The 16,647-nt window shown below is 46.6% G+C and carries 4 protein-coding genes; all 4 read left to right on the forward strand.

What is annotated here, in order from left to right:
- Positions 1-53 precede the first annotated feature (53 nt).
- The 4 genes from HQQ94_RS02805 (at position 54) to HQQ94_RS02820 (ending at position 16,632) form a co-directional block, all read left to right on the forward strand.
- A complete protein-coding gene (locus HQQ94_RS02805; protein ID WP_217273982.1) occupies positions 54-992 on the forward strand; it encodes an aspartyl/asparaginyl beta-hydroxylase domain-containing protein in 939 nt (312 codons plus the stop codon).
- 254 nt (positions 993-1,246) lie between these two features.
- The gene (locus HQQ94_RS02810) at positions 1,247-2,032 is read left to right on the forward strand and encodes a thioesterase II family protein (protein WP_173292985.1); all 786 of its coding nucleotides are present in this window, start codon (positions 1,247-1,249) and stop codon (positions 2,030-2,032) included.
- Positions 2,033-2,048: 16 nt separating this feature from the next.
- On the forward strand, positions 2,049-9,926 hold the full coding sequence (locus tag HQQ94_RS02815) for a type I polyketide synthase (protein ID WP_173292986.1): 7,878 nt from the start codon (positions 2,049-2,051) through the stop codon (positions 9,924-9,926).
- Complete coding sequence (locus HQQ94_RS02820; RefSeq protein ID WP_173292987.1) at positions 9,919-16,632, forward strand: SDR family NAD(P)-dependent oxidoreductase; 6,714 nt, start codon at positions 9,919-9,921, stop codon at positions 16,630-16,632. Before HQQ94_RS02815 ends, HQQ94_RS02820 begins: the two co-directional genes overlap by 8 nt.
- Positions 16,633-16,647: the final 15 nt, after the last annotated feature.

Genomic DNA, 16,647 nt, shown 5'->3' on the forward strand with positions numbered 1-16,647 from the left:
TGCTTCAGCTTTTTGCTGGATGATTAATTACATATAAATAATTGGAGAATATTGTGTCGTCACCGTTCGAACAAAATTTAGAAATACGTAAAGCCGTATTAGAAGTAATGAAAGAAGGGGGGTACTACCAGAAGGTTATGGATGCTGGACCTGATCTGGATCGGGTCAAAGAGTTTTTACTGCGTATGGAGCAAGCTACGCACGTTGAGCCTTTACACAAGCAGCATCCAACTTTTTTGCCAATATTTCCTGGGCTTGATAATCAGCCCATACGCGATCCGGCAGGTGATCCGGTTGCCGACTATTTACGTGCAGCTACTCCAGAAATCAAAGCGGAGGCCTTACGTTTGAGAAAGCGCACTCTGTCGTTTTCCGGTGGCTTGGTTACAGATGGTTCCTGGCTGATCTATCCCTTGTGGTATATGGGGGTCAGCTTGCCTTTTATGACTATGCACGCACCCGTTCTTTCGCGTATTGCTGCAAACATTCCTCGTTGTGGTATGGCTCATCCTTTTTGTGAAGCGCTACTCTCTTGGCAGGACCCCCATACTCACTTGGCAGCACATTGTAGTGTTGATTCGCTAAGACTGCGTTACAGCGTTGGTATTATTGTTGAGTCTGATTGTTCACTTCGTGTGGGAGAAATAAAAAAACAGTGGCAAACAGGTGAGTCAATTATCTTTGAAGACTGCTTTGAACATGAAGCATGGAACGGTGACAAAAGCCGCCTGGTGTTTATTATTGATACTTGGCATCCTGATCTTACATCAGTGGAGCGTGAGGCATTACTTGCGGGCTTTCGCAAGAGCGAGGTACGTAGCATCTTGTATGAGTACCGCATGTCCGAAGCGATGAGACCCTTCTTGTTGAAGCGCTTTGCTGAGGAAGAGCAAGATCCTATATTGCAGGCTTATTGGGATCCTAAGGCGGATTTACGTATTCCGACAGTGAAAAACTGGGGAATATGGGGAACTACGCCTGTTTTCACATAAGGTCGTTAGCAGATAATATTGCTGTTCAAGACCAAGGGCGCATATGTTTGCTCTTATCCGTTGTTCATAACGGTAACCAGCTAAATACAATAGAATTTATCATCAAAGCTAAGCCACTTCGAGACTTCTGTTAATGAGGTCTTTTGAGTGCCTTATCAGTGAATAACGATCATCTCGTTAGGTTAGCTCTTTATTTTATTGTTGAGTTATTCACTGTTGAGTATTAGTTAAACAGAATTTTTGGAAATGGCATAATGATTGACGTTGATTTTAATAAATATTTCAGCTCTCAAATAGGGGAGCAAATACCACTAGATGCAGAAGCTAAATTGTTTTGTTTTCCTTATGCAGGTGCCGGTGTGTCGTCATATCACGCATTTTGTAAAAACTTACCTGCAGATGTTATTCCATATGTCGTGCGGCTTCCCGGTCGTGAAGGAACTCGAAAAGAAGCGGCACTGACTAATATCCATGAAATTATCGTGCATTTGGCAAGGGCAATAAAGCCAGCTCTGGGTCAGTCACCGGTGTTTTTTTGGGGGCATAGTATGGGGGCGTTGGTGGCTTTTGAAGTTGCTAGATTGTTGAGGAAAGAGTTTAAGATAACGGGATTGATTATTTCGGGCCATGCCGCCCCGCAACTCCCCGTTGCATTAAAGCCAACACCAGTCGTAGAAATGAGTGATGCTCAGTTTATTAATTTGTTACAAAGTTATGGCGGTATGCCACAAGTTATTTTTGACAATCCGGACCTGCTTCAATTAATGCTACCACAATTAAGAGCGGATTTGATTGCCTTGGAAAGTTATCGCTATGTCTCAGGAGCGCCGCTGGAAAATGATATTTTTTGTGTTAATGGCAAGTCTGATCACATGGTTAGCCTCGACAAAGTCATGGCCTGGAAGAAGCAAACTACAGGAGAGTTTTCCAGTCGGTGGTTGCCGGGCTCACATTTTTTCATTAATGAAGATCGTTTGGCTCTGGTGAAAACCATCAGAGATGTGATCACGAATAAACTCGTTCAACTAGACGTCATTTGATATAAGGATAGATCGTATGCTGGAAGTTGTTAATACCTATCTCCACGGATATACAGCAGTTCCTATGCTGGCCGTTTGCCAAGATATTGGAATTATTACTTCACTGGAGAAAGGACCTGTTAGTGTGCGGAAAATAACCAAAGAGCTGTCCGCCAACCTTGGCTACAGCCGTCTTATTTTCCGTACCTTACACGCATTAGGTTATGTAACATCGACCGATCGGGAGACCTATACACTCTGTCCGAAATTTCGAGATTCCTGTCAGCTTCCAGAGGCTATTTTAGATCTATATCACATTGACTTTTCTGCCTATCTTTTTGATGGTGTTGATGTGGAAAAGATGACATATTGGCTCGGTATCGCAGCACAAGGATGGGGAATGGCTGATGATGAAATGCAGCAGCTGATGGATGGTGCCATTATGGTTCCTCTGTTACTGGCATTAGCCGAAAAGGGATTTGATCAACAAGATACTGCATTAATGACTACTTTGTCTTCCCATATCCATGCGGATGTCCGACCAGCCTTACAGCACTTTTTGGCGCAGAAAGATCTGCTGGAATCTGATGGAGCATTCGTGTTCAATCAACAAGGGCAACATCTGTGCGAACGGGCATTGACAATGGCAAGTACAGCCTCGTATCGGCCCATGCTATTAGGTTTGGGTGAATTACTGTGTGGTGATCCGGCTAATGTTTTTGGACGTGACAATGATGGCCATGAAACACATGTAGACCGTAGTCTCAATGTGATTGGCAGTGGTTTTCAACATGGTAAGTATTTTAATGATCTCGCTGAATTTGTCGTCGAGATCTTCAATCAGGCACCAGTATCGGAACAGCCGAGTTATATTGTGGACATGGGGTGTGGTGACGGGGTGTTACTGAAAACACTCTATGAAGAAATTGTTAAAAACAGCCTGCGTGGCCAACATTTGGAAGAATATCCCTTGTTATTGGTTGGTGCAGATTTCAATGAGAAATCTTTGCAGGAAACAGGCCTTACGCTGGAAGGACTACCGCACTTGTTGCTACCTGCTGATATTGGCAAACCCGAGATATTAATTGCAGATCTGCGTGCTCACGGCATTACTGATGTCGATCAAATACTACATGTTCGTTCGTTTTTAGATCATGATCGTCCCATTGATGTTGAAGCTGTAGCTGAAGATACGCAACCTCGGGATGATCATGTTTTCATTAATGCAGCAGGTGAGTGGATAGACTCATTGACCATAGCCCGGGATTTAAGTGACTACTTGACTCGTTGGGCAAAAATACTGGGTAAGCACGGGTTGATTCTACTGGAAGTATTCTCTTTGCCTGTGACTTTGACACGAGAGTACTTTAGTCAAACTGAATGCTTTCATTTTGACTTTTATCATTCGCTGTCCAAGCAGGTGCTGGTCGATGCAGGTATGTTCCATCAGGCGCTAGCAAGCGCAGGTTTGTACCCAGATAGGGCAACGCTTGTTCGTTATCCCAAAACCACACCTTTCTCACGTATAGTGCTGCAACAAGTGCGTCCCAAAAACTTTATTGTCAGGCCAGTTCATCTGGATGATATTCCAGAGTTACTTGCTATTGATCAAGCGTGCTGGCCTGAAAATCTGCGTTTGTCCTTTGAAGATATTGAAGCACGTCATCATACTTTTGCTGAGGGGCAGTTAGTCGTTGAATATGAAGGACGGGTTGTTAGTGTGGTTTATAGCCAACGAATCAATGGCTTGCATAACATTTTGTCATCGCAGTACATAGATTATCTCAGTGCTCATAATGATGACGGCTGTTATTGGCAATTGTTGGGGTTGAGTACGGATCCCGATTATCAATCACTGTCTTTGGGTGAGCATTTATTAGAGCATGTTTTAGACCTCGCAGCACTTACATCAAAAGTAGAAGCTGTTTATGGGGTTACCCGTTGTCTGGGCTATCAGGAACAGTCCAAGTCGATGGAAGAATATGTTTTTATGAAGGATGCACAAGGTTATCCGGTTGAGCCGTTATTACGTTTTCATTGTAGCCATGGGGCGACGATAGAACAGGTTGTTCCTGGTACGCGACCTGAAGATGTGGACAATGAAGGCGCAGGTATCTTGATCCGCTATGATTTGGCCTCGCGATTACAAGGACCCGGCCGGGGGAAAATTATTATTCATGACAGCAAAGATCGAATTGCTGACACTGTGGCAGAATGTATGCGCCGTATCATGAAAAACCCGGAAACAATCAAAGAAGATCGCCCTTTGAAAGAGCTCGGTTTTGACTCCATGGGCCTTATGGAATTTCGTCTTCTTTTAAATCAGGCATTTGGTATTGAATTTGAACCCGCTTACTTTTTTAATTATACCACGGTTAAAGCCATCGCAGAATATATTGCACAGCAAGATAAGCCGGAGGCCATGGCCGATAAGGTTGTCAGTCGTGATACGGTCAAACCTGCTTCTGCTGCATTAGCAAGTTCGATGCATACCTTTACAGATATCGCGATTGTGGGGATGTCGATGCGTTTTCCTGGGGGAATCGATACGCCTGAACAATTTTGGTCGGTATTAGAGCAAGGCGGCTGTGTTATTAGTAGATGTCCCGATGACCGATGGCATGAATATAAAGCTGAGTTAGAAGCACTGGATCCGCAGTGGCAGCACATTCAACAAGGCGGATTCTTACAGGATATCGATAAATTTGATGCGAACTTTTTCCATATCACACCTGCGGAGGCGAGAGCACTAGACCCCCAACAACGTATTCTATTGGAGTTAGCATGGCAAGCTTTTGAGCATGCGGGAATTGATGCTGAAAAATTGGAGGGAGAACCGGTCGGCATTTTCTTAGGAGCTTATACTCATGATTATGAAGCTCTGACTCTACGCCAGCAAGAGTTTGAGGGAGTAGATGCCTATTACGGGGGAAGTAATGCTTTATCGACTGCTGCTGGTCGATTGGCATATTTTTTTGATTTTCATGGGCCTACAGCCACAATAGATACCGCCTGTTCATCAGCGAGCACGGCTATTTTTTCCGCCTGTCAAAACCTCGCCGATGGCGGCGCTGAGTTGGCGGTTGCCGGCTCGATTAATACTATGATAACACCAACCTTGAGCATGGCTTATGCCAAGGCGGGCATGCTATCTATTGATGGGCTTTGTAAAACCTTCGATAGTAGTGCTAATGGCTATGTTCGCAGTGAAGGTGGAGCTGTTCTGCTGCTTAAGCGAAAAGAGGATGCGATCCGTGATGGTGATAAAATCCATGCGGTTATTAAGTCCGCGGCACTGATGCAAGATGGCCGCACCAATGGACTCACAGCACCTAATGGTCAGGCGCAAGAGGCTGTTATTCACCGTGCTCTGGCATTGTCTGGTCATAACGCGGCGGATGTTAGTTATGTAGAAGCTCATGGTACCGGTACTTATCTGGGAGATCCGGTAGAGATGCAGGCGTTGAAAAATGTCTATTGTGACGGGGTTGAACGTCCATCAGCACTTAAGGTCGGTTCGGTAAAAACTAATCTGGGCCATACTGAAGCAGCATCGGGCATGGCGGGGATTATTAAAGTGGCTCTGGCAATGAAGAACAAATGGATCCCCCCTCATTTACATGTTAAGCAGATAAATGAGTTACTACGTACTAAGCGTGCCAATGTCGATATCCCGTTGTGGGGACAGCGCTGGGAAACCTCGGACAATCAGCCAAGGTTGGCAGGAATAAGTTCCTTCGGCTTCAGTGGCAGCAATACTCATATTATCATCGAAGAATTTATTGAAACAACTGTGAGCCAGTGGAGTGGTCGTTGTATGCTTCCTGCTGTGATCTCGGCAAAATCACAGACATCTTTGCGAAATAATCTCCTGGCGTTGAACCGCTACGTGGATGAGTGTGGTGAATCACTTGACCTTGCGGCATTGTCCAAAACTTTGACCCAAGGTCGGACTTTACATGAATTTAGATGCACATTTTCATTTAATTCATTGGAGACATTGCGGGAATCATTACAAAAGCAATTGCAAAACCTTACTTTAAATACTCCAGTTTCAGCAACGACTCAGGTAAAACCACGTATTGCCTTTATGTTTACCGGTCAAGGCTCACAATACTCTGGTATGGCTCGCTCGCTGGCACAGCTCAGTCCAAGATATCGTGAACATCTGGAATCTTGTGCTGCTCTGGTGCGTCAGTATGGTGAGTTTGAACTGTTAGAAGTGATCTGGGGAGAGGATCAAACACGTATTCATCAACCCCGTTATACACAGGTCGCTCTCTTTTGTATTGAATACAGTTTGGCAGAGTTGCTGCGCGAGGCAGGTATAGAGGCTGATGCTGTGTTAGGTCACAGTGTCGGAGAGTATGCAGCTGCTTGTTATGGCGGTGTGATGAGTTTGGCATCCGCCATTCGTTTGCTTTGTCATCGCGGTCTATTAATGGATGAACAAACGCGTAAGGGCAGTATGGTGGCATTGTTAGCACCATTGAGAGATGTTGAGCCTTTGCTGCATGATTATGATCTTGTCTCTATTGCTGCGTTCAATGGTCCTTCGAATCAAGTCATTGCCGGAGATCCCAAGCAGGTGGCTGCGATTGTGGCAAATGCCGAGCAAAAAGGAATAAGAGCATTTACTCTGCCAGTTGAACGCGCTTTTCACTCCCCACTTATGACGCCAATCTTGGCACCATTCCAGGATTTAGCTGATACATTGACCTATAACCTGCCGAAATTGGCGCTGTTTTCCAATCTTATTGGAGATAAATATAGCGAACAGATGACGGGCCAGTATTGGGCCGATCATATAAGTTCGCCGGTATGTTTTGAGCAATCGGTACGTAGTCTGCTGGCACATGGTGTCGATATGGTGGTGGAAATTGGTCCTCGGCCGGTACTGACGAATATGGCCGCTTTGGTGGACACCCAGAAGAGTGTCATCTGGCTCTCCAGTATTCTTGATCCTGATAGCCATACGCTGGCCGAGGTTTTTATCCGTACAGCGCAGGCTGGTCTTGGTATCGACTGGCGTAACTACCCCCATGAAAGTTCCAGACAACTAGCGGATGTTCCGCATTATCAATTTGATCGAAGCTCTTATTGGATAAAGGAAAAACCTGCTGCGGCGCAATTGCCTTCATCCGGAGAATTCACAGAACTCGCGGTAAACAATGTAGGGGATGCAACTGTTTTAGGTCTTTTTCCCAGCAGGATTGATCCAAAAAGAGATCAGGCAGTATGGGCTCATATGATTGGAAGTGACAGTATTTTCCCTGCCAGTGGTTACATCTCATTGCTGCTTGAAGCCGGAATGAGGTGTTTGAAGCGAGAGCGGGCTGTCGTGCTTCGTGATTTGCATTTGGAACAAATGCTCAAGCTAGGTAATGAACAGAGCTATGGTGTCGAAATCACGGCTTCAGAGTTACCATCAGCAGTCTTATCCCTGGCATTGTCTGCGTGGCAAGAAGGCGACAATGACCATTCCCTTTATGCTAAAGCCAATGTCGAAACGCTAAGCACTGATGTGAGTGCCGATGATGGTTATGCCAGTGTCGCATTGCCGGCCATAAGTGTTGCTGTGATGCGTGGTGAAGAATTCTATCAACGTATTGTGGCATTGGGGTACACCTACCAAGCTCCATTTCAAGGAATTAAAAATATTCGCCGTGCTGACGATACCTTTGTTGTTGAATTAAGCTTTTCTGATATGGAGCTGGCTCCTGGATACGCAGTGACCCCCTGGAGTTTGGATGGGTGTTTTCAAACGGTACTGGCGGTAATGCTTGATGAACTGGAAGCCAATGCTGATCATCTGCTACTCCCCGTTATTATTGAAGAATTTACTTGGCTGGCGCCATTGCCCTCTGAAGTACGTGTTGCTTGTAAATGTCAAAGCTCTGTCGGGGGGGGGGTAACCGACATGTCCATATATGATGTGCGAGGGGAGCTACTGGTCAAGATCACCGGCCTGAATTGCTTGTGGGTAAAGCGAGAAAGTTTAGGAGTTACGCCGACACGTGCTCATATTCCTGCTATCTACACACCCGATTGGCATGTGAATGAGCAGCCTGTTGAACTTATTCCTTTAGCGACAGTTAAGAATGACGCGAACTCTTGGTTAATTCTCAGTGATGATCAGGGGCAGGGCGCGGCTCTGGCTGCGCTGTTAACGGAAGCTGATATTAAGGTTGAGCAGCTTCACTTTGCTGATTTTCCTGCTGATGGTTCTGCTCAAGTGGCGCTGGCTGAACGATTGAGACATTATGCGGATGTCCAGGGGACACCTTTCGGTTTTGTTTATGCCTGGCCGATAGATCGAGCTAGTCGCAGTTCAGATATGCAGCAGCAAAGAGTGCTTGATCTTGTGGTGTTGCAGTTTTTAGCAAAACTTCCGGCAGAGTGCTTACATCGGGCTATTTTTCTGACGCAGTTGTCCCAGCCAGTGCAGCAAGCTGATGTTATGACATTGGCAAATAGTGCGGGTGTTTGGGGACTCGTCAACACCTTAAAGGCGGAAGTCGCCACACATTCGCTGACTTTGGTAGATGTGGACAATGCTCAGAGCGAGACAGAGAGACAGCACCAAGCTAAGCAAATTTTATTGACATCGGCAGTTGCATTGCCAAGTGAAACTTTGGCTTGGCCGGAGCATTTTGCACTACGTGGTAGTAACTGGTATCAGCGTAAATTAACATCCGTGAATCCTGCTGCGGCTGTAACGGTTGCTGACAGCGGTAGCTACATAGTTAGCGGTGGTCTTGGCGGACTCGGACGCCTGGTGGTTGAGTTCTTGCACAAGCAAAATGCTGGTCAGGTTGTGCTACTTGGCCGCACCGTACCAGATGAAGTACCCGCATGGGTACAGGCGCTTAACCGACAGCGGGATTGTGTAACTCTGCATTGTTGTGATGTTACCGTTTCGGCTGAAGTTAGCACAATTATTGAACTCATATCTAAAGAGATGTCGATACGCGGGATTATTCATACTGCGGGCATTGTCGAAGATGCCTTACTGGCGGGTCAATCTCCTGCTTCTTTGCAGGCGGTTTATGCACCCAAAGTGGCTGGAGCCCGAAACCTGTTAAATGCTGTGCCTGAAGGGACGCTGGATTTTGTATGGTTGTTTTCTTCAGTGGTGGGCTTACTGGGGGCAGTGGGTCAAGCTAGCTATGCTCTGGCGAATGCAGAACTTGATTATTATGCGTTTTGGTTACGGAAGCAGGGGATTTCTGCCACCTCTATTAACTGGGGACTTTGGCAAGACACGGGTATGGTCGCTCATTTGTCACAGCCGGAGCTGGTGCAGGCAGCCCATTATATGGATGCCTTGAATCCTGAACACAGCAGTGAATTGTTTACTGCCCTACTGGAAGTGGATGAAGCACAATGTTGTGTAGCACGTTGGCGGACTGATCTGATCAATGAGGCAGCACACTTGCCCACTTTGCTCAGTTCTTTGCGTACGGCCCAAGCGCAAGAGGCCTCGGTGATCACTTTAGCGGACACGCTAGAAGGAGCACTGGGTGATGAACGTTTGCAACGTACTCGTCGTTTTGTGGCTGAAAAAGTTGCCGATATAACCGGGTTATCTCCCGCTATGATTGAGCCTCTAAAACCATTTTCTGACTATGGTGTGACTTCCATTGTCAGTATAGAGCTGAGTGCGTCGCTAACTAAAAGTGTTGGTTCACCGTTTGCAACCACCTTGATGTTTGATCATCCCAGTCTTGAAGCATTGGCGAAACATGTTCTGGCATGCAGTGGTTTAGTAACTCCCGAAGGGGTTGTGGCCCAAGTTGTCGATGATGTAGCAAACAGGCAGCCAATACTGATAGACAGCGACTTGGATGAAATTGAAAATTTATGTGATGAGGATTTGCAAGCTTTATTGGCGATGGAGTTGACTGATGAGTGATTTCGGACCTTGGCAAAGTGATTACCTCAAACGACTGGCAAAGCTGTCGAAAAACCAGCTTTTAGCGCTAGCATTAAAACAGAAAAAACAGTTGGTTAACTTGGATGAGCAACCAAGCCAAGCTGATGAGCCAATAGCGATTGTTGGTGTTGGCTGTAGGTTTCCGGGTGGGGTGACAGATCCTGATCGTTTTTGGGAGTTATTGCAGTCATCAAACAGTGCTATTAGTGAAATGAGTGATGAACGCTGGAATATGTCGGCGTTCTACGATCCCGATCCTGAGGCTGGTGGCAAGATCCACACTCGAGCAATGGGGTTGTTGGATCAGGTGGATCAGTTTGATACTGACTTTTTCTCTATTTCTCCTCGGGAAGCCGAGTCCATGGATCCGCAACAACGGCTGTTGCTAGAAGTTTCTTGGGAAGCCATAGAAAGCAGTGGTCATTCCTGCGCTGAGCTGGACAGTCAGTCCGTAGGTGTCTTTATTGGTATGATGAACAAGGATTATCTTCATCTTAACGGCCCGGATATGATAGGGGATACTGCCAAACATTCCCCTTATTATGCATCAGGTGAGGCATTTAGTGTTGACGCTGGTCGGCTGGCTTACTTTCTTGGCTTGCGTGGCCCTTGCATGACAGTTGATACGGCTTGTTCATCCTCGTTGATCAGTGTGCATCTGGCCTGCCAGAGTTTGCTTAAGGGGGAATCTAAAGTGGCATTGGCGGGGGGAAGTTCTTTAATTCTTGCCCCGGAAGCCTCAATTGTCAGCTCTAATGCTCGTATGCTGTCGCCTACTGGCCAGTGCTGGAGCTTTGATGAACGTGCTGATGGATATGTGCGTAGTGAAGGTTGTGCAGTCTTAGTACTTAAGCGCTTATCTCAAGCCAAGGCGGATGGAGATCCTATTCTGGCTGCCATTTCTGCAACGTCTGTCAATCATAATGGCCGAAGTCAGGGATTAACTGCTCCAAGCTCTGCGGCACAAGTGCAACTAATGCAAACAGCGCTGGACCATGCCCGCTTAGACCCGGCACAAGTGCAGTTTATTGAGGCGCACGGCACAGGAACTCCGTTAGGAGATCCGATTGAAATGAATTCCATTCAGGCAACTTATGGTCGGGATCGTAATCCGAAAACGCCATTATGGATCGGTTCGGTTAAGGCATTGCTTGGTCATACCGAAGCCTGTGCGGGAATTGCTGGTTTACTCAAACTTGCTTTATGCGTGTCGAAGAACCATATCGTTCCTCAGCGTAATTTCTCCCGTCTTAATCCCCATATTAGCTTGCAAGATGGGGTAGAGATTGCGGTTGATGATCAGAGCTGGCAGGCAGGGGAAACTGATCAAGATAGTCAAAAATTACGCTATGGCGCAGTCAATTCGTTTGGATTTAGTGGTTCAAATGCCCACGCTATAGTGCGAAATGTGCCTCTTAAGTCAGTAGCGGTGACTTGGCGAGGGCCGAAAATACTTGTTATATCAGGGGCTACGCAGAAGGCGTTGCATGCATTGATGGTACGTTATCGAGAATATCTGTCGGACGAGTCTATTGATCTGCAGGCACTTACATATACCAGCCAGGTTGGGCGAAATCATTTTCGGGAGCGGGTGGCACTGGTTGCTGATAGTATTGCCGAAATGCGGGAGGCACTGGTAAATGCTTTGCCTGGGATTGCTGATGAGCAGGACAATGCCCGTTGTCAACTGGAATCTTCGCAAGGAGTATTACTGGTACTCGCTGATCTGGGTAACAAGGCGCAGTCACTAATACAACAACTGTTAACATCGAGTTCGACGTTTACACAATATTTCAAGGAAATGAGTGCTCAAGCCCCTGACTATATGCAGCTCAGCGATAACGGGGAGACTGGCAATAATGATCAGGATAGTGCTTCTTTATCTTATTTAATTCATTGTGCAGCATACAAGACTATTTTGGCGGCTGGGGTGCATCTTACCGCAGTTACGGGCACTGATTTAGTAGGTAAATTAGCTGCGGCCAGTGCCGCTGGTATCTTGAGTATTTCGCAAGGACTGGCTTTTTTACGACAGTCATCAAAGCGTAAAGCTTTGCTTGAAAGCTGGCATTTGTTGCCACCGACAATTGCCGTGATAGATGCCGAAAGTGGTGCGAGTCGTATTGAGACTTGCCAAGATCATATAGCGCTTGATACCTGGTTACAGGCGAGCCCGCTGGAGCCGTTACTGGTGACAGATGAGTCAAGACAGTGGTTGTGTTTGGCTATCGGTGGTTCACCTCGAGTATCTGCTGCGGTTTCATCACTTATCTTATTGTTTGAAGGTTCACAAGACATAGGAACATGGGACAGTGCTCTGGCATTACTCTATGGGACCGGTCTGGATCTAAATTGGGCTTCGCTATACGGTACCGTCCGTCCCCAGCGTCTAGTATTACCTACTTATGCCTTTCAGCGCCGTCGCTATTGGCCAAATAATGAAAAAGTAAAGCAATTGCAGCATGTCAGTGCTGATGACTGCTGTCGTTATGTAATGGAGTGGCAAGAGCAGGCTGAACTATCGACCTTACCCATTTTGTCACGTCCTTTTCTGGTATTAGTTGAGCAGGCGGTATTGTCTGACGATGCAGGGATGGAGTTACCTAACCAATGGCAATCTCTGGCTGAAGGCTGGTGGCAAAAAGCATCAGTTGTTGAAGTGCTTGCTGGCTTGGATATTCATCGTTTTAACAAGCCGCTGGATTTGTTGATTTGGTTGGCACCGGTGACGAGCTTTTCTATGGGCTGGACCGATGACGCTAAGCAGCAAATAGCCATAGTGAAAGCTGCGGAGCAGCGTGCCCAGGTGTTATTGAATATAAGTCAGGCTCTTCTTGAACTTGGCTATATTGCAGAGCTGAGACTGGGTTTTATTACTGAAGGTGTTGAAAGCATTACCGGTCATACTGTCGTCAATATGGTTGATGGTATGGTTAATGGTTTCGTGCAAACTCTGTGTATGGAACAACCGCAGTGGCGGCCATGGAATATTGATCTGGATCCTCATAGCAGTTTGAAAGATAAAATGGCACAGGTTAATTTGCTACTGCGTGCTGATGATAATGAGAATCACCTGGCTTTTCGCCAGGGGCGTCGATATATCCGTCGGTTACTGCAGGCCGATAGAGTCATTTCGAAGTCGGTTGCTGTGCGTAGCGATCGTGCTTATTTAATCTCCGGTGGTCTGGGGGGGCTGGGGCTGGCCGTTGCTCGTTGGCTGGCACGAGCCGGTGCTGGTCAGATATTGTTAGTATCTCGCCGGGGACCAGAAGATGCCGATGTGTTAAGTACCATGAAGTTACTTGAAAAAGAGGGTGTACCCTCGACATTAGTTTGTGCGGATATTGCTGATTTTGACCAGCTGCAAACTAGGGTGTCAGCCTCCATTCGTCTGCCGTTGGCCGGAGTTTTTCACGGGGCAGGACAATTGGCAGATGCCCCATTGCAGAATCTTAGTTTGATGCATTTTCAACAAGTGATGCAAACCAAAGTCACAGGTACTATCAATCTGCATCGGTTGTCGCAGGGTAAAGATATAGAGTTATTTGTTTTGTTTTCTTCCATTGCTAACCTAGTGGGCTCCGCTGGTCAGGCAAGTTATACCAGTGCAAATGGTTTTACAGCCGCTTTGGGACGGGCCCGTTATGCTGCGGGATTACCTGCAACAGTGATTCATTGGGGACCATGGGCGAAAGTTGGTATGGCCAGTGACCCGCGTTTGCGCAGGAAAATAGAAAGTTCCGGTTTGAGAATGCTTGAGCCTTCTATTGCTCTTGCCGCTATGATTGATGCCTTGGCCAGTGGTCAAACGGAAGCTATTATTGCACGCTTTGACTGGCAGCGTATCCGCGCTTATTTAGTTGAACGTGTTCCTTTACCTTTGTTGACTTATTTTACTGCTGAGACGACTGAAAATTTACCAGATATTGATGACGATACGGCTCAATCATCAAGGGAACACAGGGATCTGACAAAGGAGCTGAAGCGTCAATCTGATACTGTTGCAATTAAACATTTGTCTAGTTATGTGGAAGAAACGGTACGTCAGGTGCTAGCTATTAATGCCACTGATGTTATTGATCATAAGCGTTCACTGCAAGATATGGGAATGGATTCGTTGCTGTCGGTAGAGCTGCGCAACAGGTTTGCGGCACAGTTGAAATTAAAGTTGCCGGTGTCGCTGATGTTTGACGAGCCAAGTATTTATGCTGTATCGCGCTTGTTGCTGACAGAGTTGCGCAAGCATAGCAGTACTTTTGATGCGACAGTACAAACAGAAGCAGTTGTTAGTTCAACTCTTAGTCTTGGCAATGCCGAAAGCAATAATACTGAAAATAACAGTGTTGACAGCAAGAGTCTCGAAACTAAAGGCGCGACACGGGTTAAAGAAAAGGCGGTATCTGGCCATTTTTCTGAATCGGATCTTTCAAGTAACGACGATATTGCCATCATTGGTTTGGGTTGTCGTTTGCCCGCTGGAGCCGATGGTATCGACGCTTTCTGGGATAAGTTAGTTGAAGGTGTTGATCTCGTACGACCTTTTGACGGCACACGCTGGGAGGTTAAGCGCTTTTTCTCTGAAGACGGTACTGAAAATGGTAAAATGTGCACTAATGATGGTGGTCAGATCACCAATGTGCACGGGTTTGATAATCGTTTTTTTGGTCTTAGCGATCGCGAGGCCGAATACATGGATCCGCAACAGCGGATGGCACTGGAAGTTGCATGGGAAACAATTGAGTCTGCAGCCTATACACCAGAGGCTTTGGCAGAGCAGGGCGGTGTATTTATCGGCCCTGGACCATCAGACTTTGCAGATCTGTCACAGCGTCAAGCGAAAGCAATTACGGGATTAATGAGTCAGGGGCATCACATTAGTGCTATTCCTGGTCGTATTGCTTATCAGCTGAATTGGAAAGGGCCGTGCATGGCGATAGACACTGCCTGTTCGTCCTCTCTTGTCGCGGTTTTAATGGCTGCACAGCAATTACGTGAGGGGGAGTGCAACGTGGCGCTGGCTGGGGGGATAAACTTAATCCTTTCGCCAGCGAATAATATTGTTCAGTCCAAAGCCGGTATGTTGTCACCTAGTGGGCGTTGCCGGACATTTGATAGTGGTGCCGATGGTTATATTCGTTCTGAAGGTTGTGCCATGGTGCTGCTGAAACGTTTGTCTGAAGCTGAGGCTGATGGTGATGAGATTTGGGGGGTTATCAGGGGAGGTGCTGTTAATCAAAACGGTCAGGGGCAGAGTATGACTGCGCCAAGTGCACGCCAACAAGTCGTGCTAATTGAAAAAGCTTTGGCTAAGGCCAATTTATCCGCATCAAAAATTAGTTATGTCGAAGCTCATGGCACCGGGACTCAACTTGGAGACCCCATCGAAATGTCAGCCCTCAAGCAAACCTATGGTGTCGGTCATGATGCTGATAATCCGCTTTATATCGGTGCCGTAAAGAGTAATTTAGGGCATACAGAAAGTGCTGCCGGTGCGGTTGGTTTACTGAAAGTTTTATTGATGATTAAGCACCGACGGATCCCTCCAAATTTACATTTATCAGAACTAAATCCACTATTAGAAATCGACTCTCAGGCCATTCGTATTCCAACTTCGCCAATACCGCTGGAGTCATCATCAGAGGATGAACTTGTCTGTGCAGTGAGTTCTTTTGGCTTTAGTGGCACCAATGCACATGTGATTGTTGCTGCACATGACAATATTGACAGTAATGTCAGTGAGCCATTTTCTGATGGCCATATTTTTTGTTTATCGGCACGAACCTTGTCTGCCCTGACAAGGTTAAATCAACGCTACCTCGATGATTTACAAGGCCCATCAGGTAAAGAAAATGGAGACTCTGTTTTAGGCGATATTTGTTATTCCACCCTGGTTGGCCGTTGCCGCCATGAATATGCTTTGTGTCTTTATCCGCAAAGTTATAACGATCTGATTTCTCAGTTACGTGACTTGGCACTGGCTTTAAATAACAAGCAAGCTTCGTTATCTCAGCCGATTGAGCAAGTTGTTTTCTGCTTGAAACTGACTGATAAGTTGCCGTCGTTGGACAGTATTGCCTGGCGTGGTCAACATCGATTTGTTGAAGCTTTGCAAGAGGCACAAAAAGCGATACATGATCACACGGGTCATGAAGTTGTGGTGCAGGATCAAGATAGCAGGGTGGCACAGGGCACACTGGCCTGGTTTTGTGTGCACTATGCCACCATACGATACCTGATGTTACTGGGCGTACAACCAGACAAAGTCTTGTATCAAGGTGATATGTGGTTGGTGGCTGCGGTACTTTGGCGCGAAGTTAGCTGGGGAAATGCCATCGATCAGCTGTTACATGGCACAGAGCAAGCGCCGCAACAACTGGGACGAATACCTCTTGAAGCCACCGAGTTATCCGGGGGGGTTTTGTCTTTGCAAAGCGCAGATTGCCAGAGTCACACTTGGCTCGACGCCTCTGTCGGCTTGAATGAAATGAGCTGGCGAAATGCTCTGGGGTCGCTTTGGGCTGGGGGGCGGGAAGTTGACTGGTCGGTATATTTCGAGCAGAACAACTATCGACGTCGAGTTTTACCAACCTATCCATTTGAACGCCGTGATTGTTCGAGACCGCATGGTCTGGTTAGTGGTGAACGGACCGTTAGCCAGTTGCTTGAGGAATTATTCACCGAATAATTTATTAACGGAATA

Source organism: Shewanella sp. VB17 (assembly GCF_013248905.1).
Classification (GTDB): Bacteria; Pseudomonadota; Gammaproteobacteria; order Enterobacterales; family Shewanellaceae; genus Shewanella.

Excerpts from the sequence above, each read along its gene's own strand:
- HQQ94_RS02810 (WP_173292985.1), top strand. The coding sequence starts at position 1,247 with ATGATTGACGTTGATTTTAATAAATATTTCAGCTCTCAAATAGGGGAG.
- HQQ94_RS02815 (WP_173292986.1), top strand. The coding sequence starts at position 2,049 with ATGCTGGAAGTTGTTAATACCTATCTCCACGGATATACAGCAGTTCCT.
- HQQ94_RS02820 (WP_173292987.1), top strand. The coding sequence starts at position 9,919 with ATGAGTGATTTCGGACCTTGGCAAAGTGATTACCTCAAACGACTGGCA.